Here is a 10365-nt window from a genome sequence, read left to right as displayed (position 1 = left end):
GCAAGAGGATGGATTTACCCTCGCTTAATTCTTCCTTGTAATAAATATCAATCAGTTAATTTCCAAGCGGGACTTTCAGAAGCAACACTTTCCTATATAATAGGATGAACGCGTTGGTTATCATTTTTCCCTTTTCTTCTTTACACTTTCCGCGGACCTTCTTTTATCCCGCTCCGTTTTCAGACAGCGGATAGAGTCTCATCGGTTAATTTAATTCAGTTTCAGCGTTTTGGTTAAAACATCGCGTCCAGAAAATCCTGTTCTTCCTCCCCCTGCTTCAGCTGCCGGATCTGCTGCTCCAATTCTTCGATCGTCGCCAGCCGCTGCCGGATCAGCGATGACAGTGCGGCGATCTCCTCGCTTTCCTTTTGATTCAGAAAGCATTGGTACGTCACCTTCCCTAACTGCAGCGTCGTTTGAAGGACCTCCTTTTTACATTGCTTGATCGTCTTGCGGCGGTTGTAAATTTCGATTCGCAGATGAAAATGCCGGCGAATCTTGCTGATCCATTGAATTTCTTCTTTGTTTTCTTCCATATTCCAGGCCTCCTCTTTCTTTAGACTTATGCCGGCGGGATTCAGCTTATTCCGGCTTTTTCTTTCAGGGAAGGGGCTTTTATGGTAGAATAGTGGCGGTGAAAAATATATGAGTGCAATTCGATTTGAGATTACCCATGTGTGCAAACAGTCAGGCGCCCGCTGCGGCATCCTGCACACGCCGCATGGCGATGTAGAAACGCCGATGTTTATGCCTGTCGGCACCTTGGCGACTGTCAAGTTTCTGTCGCCGGAGGAAATCAAGGCATTGGGGGCCGGCGTTATTCTGGCCAACACCTACCACTTGTGGCTGCGGCCGGGCGAAGACATTGTCGATAAAGCCGGCGGCGTCCAGAAATTCATGAACTATTCCGGGCCGATGCTGACGGACAGCGGCGGATTCCAGGTCTTTTCGCTGGCGGATCGACGCAAGATCAAGGAAGAAGGCGTAACCTTCAAGAGTCATCTTGACGGCTCTACCTTATTTTTGAGTCCGGAAAAATCCATTCAGATTCAGAACAAGATCGGCGCGGATATCATCATGAGCTTTGATGAGTGCGCTCCGTATCCCTGCTCCTATGATTACATGAAAAACAGCGTGGAGCGAACGCTGCGTTGGGCCAAGCGGGGAAAAGATGCACATCAGCGTCCGGAGGAACAGGCGTTGTTCGGCATCGTCCAGGGTGGAGAGTATCAGGATCTGCGCGAGATGTGCGCTAAAACGCTGGCGGAGATGGATTTCCCGGGGTATTCGATCGGCGGTACGTCCGTCGGTGAATCCAAGGAAACGATGTATAAGATGATCGATTACAGCGTCAAGTATCTGCCGTGGGAGAAGCCGCGCTATCTGATGGGCGTCGGCTCGGTCGACGCGATTCTGGAAGGTATTCTGCGCAATGTCGATATGTTCGACTGCGTGCTGCCGACACGGATTGCCCGGCATGGCACCTTGATGACTTCCCAGGGCCGGGTTAACATCAAAAAGCAGGAATATGAAGAAGATTTCGGACCGTTGGATCCGGAATGCGACTGCTACACCTGCAAAAATTACAGCCGCGCGTATCTGCGGCACTTGTTCCGCTGCAACGAAGGGCTGGGCAGCCGCCTGATGTCGATTCACAATCTGCGGTTTTTGTTAAGTCTGACGGAACAGGCCAGAAAAGCGATCCGGGAAGACCGCTTCGGTGATTTCAAAGCAGAGCTGTTTAAGAAATATAATCTGAACAGCGTGGACTCGAGGGGGTTCTGATATGAAAACAAGTGAATTTGATTTTGAGCTGCCGCAGGAGCTGATCGCGCAGACGCCGCTGGCGAAGCGGTCAGCGTCGCGGTTGTTAGTCCTGCATCGTTCCACCGGCGCGATTGAACATCGCCATTTCTACGATATCGTCGATTATTTAAAACCGGGCGACGTGCTGGTGCGCAACAACACGCGCGTCATTCCAGCCCGGCTGTTCGGCACGAAAGAGGAAACCGGCGCGCACGTCGAACTGCTGCTTTTGCGGCAGGAAGGCGACGAGTGGGAATGTCTGGTCGGCAACGCCAAAGTGGTCAAGCTGGGCACTATCATCTCGTTTAACGAAGGCGAGCTGAAAGCCGAATGCATCGGGATCGGCGAAAAAGGGCTGCGTCAGTTCCGGATGATCTACGACGGTATTTTCTATGAAATTCTGGAAAAACTGGGCAATGTTCCACTGCCGCCGTACATCAAGGAAAAGCTGGAGGATCCTGAGCGTTATCAGACGGTTTACGCCAAGGTCAAAGGTTCCGCCGCGGCGCCGACAGCCGGTCTGCATTTTACGCCGGAGCTGTTCGATCAGCTGAAAGCCAAAGGCGTCGAGGTTGAGGATATCACGCTGCATGTCGGTTTAGGCACGTTCCGGCCGATGGATACTGAGGATATCGCCGATCATCACATGCATTCGGAATTCTTCATGATGGATCAGGCCACGGCGGACCGGCTGAATCAGGCAAAAGCGGAAGGCCGGCGGATTATCGCGGTCGGTACGACCAGCTGCCGGACATTGGAAGCGATCATGAGCAAGTATGGCAAGTTCCGCGAGTGTCATGAAGATACCGATATTTTCATTTTCCCTGGTTATCAATTCAAAGCGATCGACGGTTTGATCACCAATTTCCATCTGCCGAAGTCGACGTTGGTCATGCTTGTGAGCGCGTTTGCGACCAAAGAACAGATCATGACGGCTTATCAGGCGGCGATCGACGAGAAATACCGCTTCTTCTCGTTCGGCGACAGTATGTTCATCGAATAGCTTATGGAACAGAATAAACGACCGGCAAGTTCCAAACCGAAGATCAACTATTGGAAAATGAGCGTGGAGGAAATGGCGCGGATCGAGGCGGAAGGCCGGCATCCGCGGCTGCTGATGCATGCCTGCTGCGCGCCGTGCAGCGCGTTTCCGCTGGAATTTCTCAGCGGCGTGTTTGAAGTTACGATTTATTACAACAACTCCAACATTTATCCGGCGGCGGAATATCAGCGCCGGCTGAATGAATTAAAACGATACCTGAACGAGGTGAATCCAACGCTGCCCCATCCGGTCAGCTTGATCGTCCCGCCTTATCAAAACGAGGAATTTACCGCACGGTTATCCGTTCTGAAGGATCAGCCGGAGGGAGCGGTCCGCTGCTTTCTGTGCTATGGTCTGCGAATGGACGAAGCTTACCGGTACGCCAGCGAGCATCACTTCGATTATTTTACGACTGTCATGACGATCAGCCGGCAGAAGGACAGTCAGAAATTAAACGAAATCGGCCGGCAGCTGTCGCACAAATACCCGGACGTCCCGTATTTCTATTCGGATTTCAAAAAGAAAAAGGGCATCGACCGGGGACAGGAGCTGTCGCGGCTGCATCAGCTGTACCGGCAGGATTACTGCGGCTGTCTTTATTCTTATGAAAAACGGCAGGCTGATTTAAAACGCAAAGCTGAGGAAGCTTCATCGGATACCCGATGAAGTTTTTATTTGGCCGGTTTGTCCCGGTCAGGATGGTTAAATACAACTTGCGAGGTGGGCATTCTTGTCCAGCGTCCACTTTTCTTGTGATCACGCTCACAGCGATTCGTGGGCTATCCTGTTGTCACTCCTAATAAACATGACGTAAAAAACCTTGCAATCCGGGGGAATCCAAAAAAAGCAGCTTGTGGTATAATAAACCCATGAAAAAGAAGTCAAACAAAGAGAAAATTTTAGAACAGGTGCGGCAGCTGATCGCCGACGGGGCCTTTTCGGAGATCACAATCCGCGGAATCTGCGAACAGGCGGGGGTTTCCATCGGCAGCTTCTATCATTATTTTCAGGCAAAGGAAGACGTGATCGTCGAATTATTCCGCAGCAACGCCCAGCGGGCGCGGGAAAACGAGCGATTGAATCTGACAAGTGCCGACGAATGGGAAAACCTGCGGGCTTACGTTCGTTTTCAAATTTCATTCTTGGAAGAAACGTCGTTGGATCGCCTGCAGTTTCTATATGCTTACAACATCACACATTATCAGTCAGACAGTCTGTCGCAATACCGTCAGATCGTGCGGGAGCTTTTAATCCGGGCTGCGGAAAAAGGACAGATGAAGCCGGAGTACGCCGCCCAGGAGGTGCTGGATCATCTTTTTACGCTGATCCTTGGCAATTCAATCCGCTATTGCATGGAAAACGGCAATTATCCTGTCGGCGAGCAGCTGATGAAGCAGGTGAATCACCTGATCACGCTGATTGCGGCTTAACCAGAGCACAATCAAAAAAAGTGAAGCGGCTTCCTTACAGGAAAAAGGCTTCACTTTTGTTATGACTTACGCGCGGTCTTTATTTCGTTTTTTCCAAAGCGTATTGGGCGGCCTGCTGCCCCGCGATCCGGCCCATTGTAATAAACGATTGAATCGCAGTGCCGCTGCCTGGATATTCCTTATAGAACAGATCGCCGCTGCTGACTTCGCCGGCGGCATATAATCCCGGAATTACCTGATTTTGTCCGTTCACAACTTCGGCATCCATCGTCGTCAGCGGACCAGCAAAGGTTCCGGACGTGTTCATCGTACATAAAACCGCATAGTACGGGCCTTCCTCGACCGGCTGCATCAAGTCGGCGTTTTTGTTAAAGTCTTCATCGTTACCGGCCGCGCAGAGTTCATTATACCGCTGAACCGTCTGCGTGAGTTTCCCCGGATCCATCCCGGCAGCGGCTGCCAGTTCTTCCAAGCTTGCGCCGGAATACGCAGTGCCGGCGTCCACGGCGGCCTGAACATTCTCCGTTGCCCGGGCCGCATCCAGCAGAATGAAATATTTCGGCTGACCGGTTTGCGCCAGGACGACCGGCGTCCGGGCCGGGCGCGGCAGCGATTCGTCCATAAACCGCTGGCCGTCCAGACTGACAAACAGCCCGGCATAAGTAAATAAGTCCTGCATCGCCGCGCCAAACGGCAGAATCTGTGCGATCGCGCTGTCGTTGCCGACGATCTGCGCGCCGATTTCCCGCGCCATCAGCAAGCCGTCGCCTTCATTGCCTGCGCCGACATTGGTAATGGAATCCGCATAGGTCGGCGAATATTCTTTTTTTAATTCCGGATTGCGATCATAACCGCCGCTCGCCAGAATCACGGCCTCCGCATGGATGAGCACGGAGGTGCCCGTCGATTGCGTGGCTTCTACGCCGACAACCTCGCCTTGTTCATTCACGATCAGTTTTTCGCCGCGGGTTTCGGTCATGATTTCCACGCCCGCTTCCTCAGCTTTTTTCTGCAGCGGCAGAATAAACCCGGCGCCGCTGCCCGCGGCTGCGTTCAAGCCGCGGTTGGGCTGCATTCTCGGGTTTGGCGTGTCGATCTGATCGGAAAATTCCACGCCGTTTTCAATCAGCCAGTCAACATTGGCGCTGGAACGTTCCGCAATCATTTTCAGTTTGTCTTCATCGACATGATGCTGGCCCAGCTCGATCAGAAAATCAGAGAACAATTTGGGGCTGTCCTCAATCCCCTGTTCGCGCTGGAATACGCTGTCCGCAGCCAGAAGCTTGCCCCCGGACAGACTGGTGCTGCCGCCCAGCACGCCCATTTTTTCAATCAGCAGTACGGATTTTGACGCCGCCGAAGCTTCAACCGCGGCCGACAATCCGGCCACGCCGCCGCCAACGATCACGACATCGACGTCTTTTTCAATTTTTTCTTCCTTCGCGGTGGTTTCCGCTTTGACATTCAGTGCGTCAATGTCCGCGCCCGCCGCCCCCAGAGCGGCTTCGCATGCCTGCAGGATCGCGTTGGATGTTTCCGTCGCCCCGGTCACGGTATCGACGCCCAACGACTGCGTCTCCATAATCCGAGCTGGCATTTTTTCCAGCGCCGCATCGCAGATCCCGGCAGTTTCCTGATGGTCGCCGACCGTTACCGCGGTGATTTTATGGTCTTTGACCTCAACCTGAACGGCGAGCGTTCCGCCGTGGCCTTCGCCTGTTCCCGGATAAGTTCCGTCTTTGACTGCCAACAGCGGCGAAGCTGGCGCCGCTTCTGATTTTGGTGAACCGCAGCCGGCAGCGCTGAAAGTGATCGACAACGCCAGAACCGCGGTGATTGCTTTTCTGATGCTCATTTTTTATCCTCCCTCTGGATTCTCTGACTCAAAACAGAACATGTTCGGTTTCATTGTACAGACTTCCCCTCACTTTGTCAACACCTTCACATGACCGAACAACGCTTTCGTGTTGATCACCTTCAAATTTCCCTGAAAATAACTGCGTGAACAGTTGTTTTGACGGGGGAAATAAGACTATAATGAAAGCATTGAAAACGCAGTCCAGCCAGTCCGTCAGACTTTAACGCCGCGCCGGCATGATCCGGCGGCAGATTGACCTGGACGACGCTTTTTTACGCACAGCGCCGGTTCTTCCGGATCAAGGAGATCGTATGAAATTAGAAATCAGTAAAGAAGAACTGCGGAATTTTCTGCTGCACGCCACGGATGATCAGCTGGCAGAGATGATCGAGTTTATCCACCCGGTTGACATTCTGGAAGTCATTCATGAATACAAAGATGACGAAGACGTCATCATGAAACGTCTGCCTTCGGACATCCTCGCCGAAATTGTCGATGAGGAAGAAGATGAGGAGAAATATGGCTTGTTGTCGCATTTCTCCGATACCGAGCAGATGGTCATCCTCGAAGAAATGTCGTCCGATGAAATTACCGACCTGGTTTCCGTTCTGGACGAGGCGGAATCGGAAGACGTCTTAAGCAAGATGAACATCGAAGACCGCCAGGAGGTCCGCGAGCTGTTGAGCTACGATGCCGATACTGCCGGCGGATTGATGGCGACGGAGTTTATCAGTCTATCCCAGCACATGAGCGTGCTGCAGACGTTGGAATATCTGCAAAAGGCGGCGCAGGACGCGGAAATGGCGTACTACCTGTACGTCGTCGATCAAAGCAACGTGCTGACCGGAGTCGTTTCCCTGCGGGAAATCGTCGCTCACAGCTTTGACACGCAGATCCGCGACATCGCCAATCCGAACGTCATCTCCGTGCCGGCCTCGACCGATCAGGAAGAAGTCGCGCGGATATTCAGCAAGTACAGCTTCCTGATGATGCCGGTTGTGGACGAGCAGGATCACATTCTCGGCGTCATCACCGTTGACGACGTCATGGACATCATTGAAGAAGAAAACACGGAAGATATCCACCGACTGGCGCAGATCAATGAGGAAGAAAAAGTCGACGGCAGTCTGATCGAATCGTTGAAAAGCCGTCTGCCGTGGTTGTTTATCAATCTGCTTACAGCGTTTCTGGCCTCTTCCGTCGTCGCCGTCTTCTCCGGCACAATCGAAAAGGTCGTCGCGCTGGCGGCGGTCAACCCGATTATCGCCGGAATGGGCGGCAACGCCGGCACCCAATCGTTAACGATCGTCGTCCGCGGCATCGCATTGGGCGAGTTAACCGGCGACAACGCCAGGCGGGTCTTCTTCAAGGAGTTCGGCGTGGGTATTCTCAGCGGCGTCAGCATCGGTCTGGTCGTCGCCTTGCTCTGCGGCGTCATGCAGCAGAATCCGATTTTCGGACTGGTCGTCGGGCTGGCGATGCTGCTGAACATGGCGTTTGCGACAATCGCAGGTTACGCCGTGCCGGTCATCCTCAAGAAAATCAACGTCGATCCGGCGCTGGCCTCCTCCGTCTTCGTGACGACGGTCACCGACGTCCTGGGATTCTTCTTCTTTCTCGGACTGGCGACGCTCTTTCTGCCGTATCTGCTTTGATCCGGCGCTTCGCTCTCACAAGCTGTCTTTCCGGCAGTCACAGGACTGCCTTTTTTAATGTCTTTGTGATATATTAAACCGGAAAAGGAGGCTGGCGGCATGCTTTTATGTTGTTCCCAGCGCACCGATCTGTGCGCATTTTACAGTGACTGGCTTGTGAATCGATTCCAGGCCGGCCTCGTCGATATCCGCAATCCGTTCGCGCCCCGGCAGGTGCTGCGCGTGGATTGTTCGCCCGGTCAGGTCGACGCGGTCATCTTCATGACCAAGAATCCAACGCCGATGCTGGATAAGATGGACGTCTTCCGTGACTATGCGGTCGGTTTTCAGATCACGGTGACGCCCTATGGCCCAGAGATCGAACCGGGCTTGTCGGATAAGCGGCAGGTTCTGGACAGCTTCCGGCAACTCGCCCGCAAGCTTGGCCCTTCCCACATGATTTTGCGGTATGATCCGATTTTCTTATCCGAACGTTATGACGAAGCGTTTCATTGCCGGGCGTTTGAGCGCTGCTGCCAGCAGCTGGCAGGTTCCTGCACGCAGGTCATCATCAGTCATCTCGACTTCTATAAAAATACCCTGAAGCATCAGCGCGAGCTGAACTGGCAGCCGGATTCGCTGCCGCGATTTACAGCTCTGGCATGCCGGCTGGCTGACATCGGCAGCCGTTATGGAATGCGTCTGCAGCTGTGCGCCGAGAATCTGGATCTGCGCAGCGCCGGCATTGAAAACCGCAGCTGCATCGACGCAGAATGGCTGCGGGAGCTGACCGGGAAAACGTTGGAATATCCGCTGACCCAGGCGCGGGCGCATTGTCATTGCCTGCAGGTCACGGATTTGGGCGAATACAACTGCTGCGCCCACCATTGCCGCTATTGCTACGCCAACTTTGACGAAGCGCAGATCGCCTCGCGGCAAGCCCGGCACGATCCTGAATCCACGCTGCTGATCGGTCATCTGCAGCCTGACGATCAACTCATAACGAAAAAAAAGTCTGAACGGCAGCTGCGTCTGTTCTAGACTTTTTTTATTTTATTCCAGCGTTTCAATTTTTTCCTGCAGCTTAGCCAGCGTGCCTTCAAACTCGCATTCCACCGGCAGGTTTTCCGTGTTTAACAAACAGTCGGTGATTAGCCAGCCTTCCATCCCCAGCGAACGGGCCGTCATGTCTTCCTTAACGTCGTTGCCGATCATGACGCACTGCTTGGGATCCAGATTCAAGTGGGTGAGAATTTCTTCATAATATTTCGGATTCGGCTTGCAATAGCGGCAAACCTCAAAGGTTGTGATCCAGTCAAAGTCGTTTTTATCCAATCCGGCCCAGCGGATCCGGTTTTCCGTAGCGATCCGCGGAAAGATCGGGTTGGTCGCCAGCACTAACGTATAACCTTTTTCTTTAAACCGTTTTACAATCTTATTCGCCAGCGGCGTCGGCGCGCAGGCTTCGACCGCTTCGTTGAATTCGTTGCGGTAGTAGTCGAGGAATTCATCCTCCAGCGTTTCATGATGCAAGCCGGTCAGGCGATCAAACACCTGCCAGAACACCTGTTCATTGGTAGCCCGGCCATCGTTGGTCACCATTGCGCCGGTGCCTTTCCATATCGTATCAACCAGCTGCTTCGGGTCGATCTTCCCCGCCATTTTCTTCGCCAGGCGGGAAAAATAACTGTGGACAAATTGATCCTGATCCATCGGCAGCAGCGTGCCGTCCAAATCAAAGAAGTATGTTTTTTTCATCGTCAGATTCCTTTCGCAATGGCTTTATTATACACAAATTTCCAGTTTCATGAAAGCGGACAATCTTGTTTGATTGTCCATTTCTCATTCATTTTCCCGATTCACTCCCACGATCAGCGCGGCGTTTCTGGATCCAGGCGGCCGCCAGCGCGGCGAGGACGGCGGCAAGGGCAACCATCATCGCTTCCCGCATCCTGCCTTCAATCAGAAAGTTTCCGATCAGCGAACCGGCCAGCACCGGAATGATTGAGCCGAGTGCGCAGGAAAACAGAAAAACCGGCCAGCGGACGTCCGACACCGCCGCCAGATAGGGCTTGACCAGATTGGGCAGGACCGGCAGAAGAAACATTAAAAAGCAATAGAGTTCTTTGTTTTTCCCCGCCAGCCAGTGACAGAAACGTTCCAGCATCCGCGTGATCTTCGCCTTTGGCGACAGCTGGCCGAGCAGTTTTTCCGCAAACAGATAGACAACGCCGTTGCCCAAAACCATCCCGGTCAGAATTATGATCGTCCCCAACAAAGGCCCATAACTGGCGCCGGCCGCCGCCTGCAGCGACAGCGCGGGAATCAGCGACGTGATCACCTGCACCGCCTGAAGCAAAATCAGAAACAACACGCCCTTCAGCCCCAGCGCGCGAAAGTACAGCCGGATCGCCTGTTCGTCGCCGCTTTTCAATAGCGCGTTGACCGCCGGAAGAAAATCCAAAGCCGCCAGCACAAGCAAAAGTACGCCCGCGATTGCGGCGATTCCCTGCAGCCGATTCCATTTTCGTTGCTTCTTCATCAAAACCACCCGTAAAACGGGTGGTATCCTCTGGCCCTATAAGGGCCTTTTGT

General features: G+C 53.2%; 10 protein-coding genes. 6 read left to right on the top strand and 4 right to left on the bottom strand.

Features of this window, described 5'->3' with window-relative positions:
• Positions 1-233 precede the first annotated feature (233 nt).
• Entirely contained in the window at positions 234-536 is a 303-nt protein-coding gene (locus AC5OW4_RS12595; RefSeq protein WP_072683646.1) for a hypothetical protein, read from the bottom strand.
• Between the two features lie 109 nt (positions 537-645).
• Between AC5OW4_RS12595 and tgt the strand changes: the two genes are divergently transcribed.
• The 4 genes from tgt (at position 646) to AC5OW4_RS12575 (ending at position 4278) form a co-directional block, all read left to right on the top strand.
• Complete coding sequence (gene tgt / locus AC5OW4_RS12590) at positions 646-1785, top strand: tRNA guanosine(34) transglycosylase Tgt (protein WP_039864997.1); 1140 nt, start codon at positions 646-648, stop codon at positions 1783-1785.
• A 1-nt stretch (position 1786) separates the two neighbouring features.
• Complete coding sequence (queA, locus tag AC5OW4_RS12585; protein WP_072683648.1) at positions 1787-2809, top strand: tRNA preQ1(34) S-adenosylmethionine ribosyltransferase-isomerase QueA; 1023 nt, start codon at positions 1787-1789, stop codon at positions 2807-2809.
• A 3-nt stretch (positions 2810-2812) separates the two neighbouring features.
• Complete coding sequence (locus AC5OW4_RS12580) at positions 2813-3514, top strand: epoxyqueuosine reductase QueH (protein WP_493677032.1); 702 nt, start codon at positions 2813-2815, stop codon at positions 3512-3514.
• Between the two features lie 203 nt (positions 3515-3717).
• On the top strand, positions 3718-4278 hold the full coding sequence (locus AC5OW4_RS12575; RefSeq protein ID WP_493677031.1) for a TetR/AcrR family transcriptional regulator: 561 nt from the start codon (positions 3718-3720) through the stop codon (positions 4276-4278).
• A 79-nt stretch (positions 4279-4357) separates the two neighbouring features.
• Here AC5OW4_RS12575 and AC5OW4_RS12570 read toward each other — a convergent pair whose 3' ends face one another.
• On the bottom strand, positions 4358-6133 hold the full coding sequence (locus AC5OW4_RS12570; protein ID WP_493677030.1) for an FAD-dependent oxidoreductase: 1776 nt from the start codon (positions 6131-6133) through the stop codon (positions 4358-4360).
• A 314-nt stretch (positions 6134-6447) separates the two neighbouring features.
• Here AC5OW4_RS12570 and mgtE point away from each other — a divergent pair, with 314 nt between their 5' ends.
• Together mgtE and AC5OW4_RS12560 are read left to right on the top strand one after the other, a co-directional pair.
• Positions 6448-7791 (top strand): magnesium transporter, encoded by a 1344-nt coding sequence (gene mgtE, locus AC5OW4_RS12565; RefSeq protein ID WP_493677029.1) that lies wholly within the window; start codon positions 6448-6450, stop codon positions 7789-7791.
• A gap of 99 nt (positions 7792-7890) precedes the next feature.
• On the top strand, positions 7891-8811 hold the full coding sequence (locus AC5OW4_RS12560; protein ID WP_493677028.1) for a DUF1848 domain-containing protein: 921 nt from the start codon (positions 7891-7893) through the stop codon (positions 8809-8811).
• 12 nt (positions 8812-8823) lie between these two features.
• Here AC5OW4_RS12560 and AC5OW4_RS12555 read toward each other — a convergent pair whose 3' ends face one another.
• Both AC5OW4_RS12555 and AC5OW4_RS12550 read right to left on the bottom strand, forming a co-directional pair.
• Positions 8824-9528 carry an HAD family hydrolase gene (locus tag AC5OW4_RS12555; protein WP_493677026.1) on the bottom strand — a complete coding sequence of 235 codons (705 nt, stop codon included), beginning with the start codon at positions 9526-9528 and terminating at the stop codon, positions 8824-8826.
• An 88-nt stretch (positions 9529-9616) separates the two neighbouring features.
• A complete protein-coding gene (locus AC5OW4_RS12550) occupies positions 9617-10312 on the bottom strand; it encodes a TVP38/TMEM64 family protein (RefSeq protein ID WP_493677025.1) in 696 nt (231 codons plus the stop codon).
• Positions 10313-10365 lie beyond the last annotated feature (53 nt).

Source organism: Holdemania sp. (assembly GCF_986127675.1).
The sequence above is the reverse complement of the archived record's forward strand: the minus strand, read 5'-3'. Positions and strand labels throughout refer to the sequence as shown.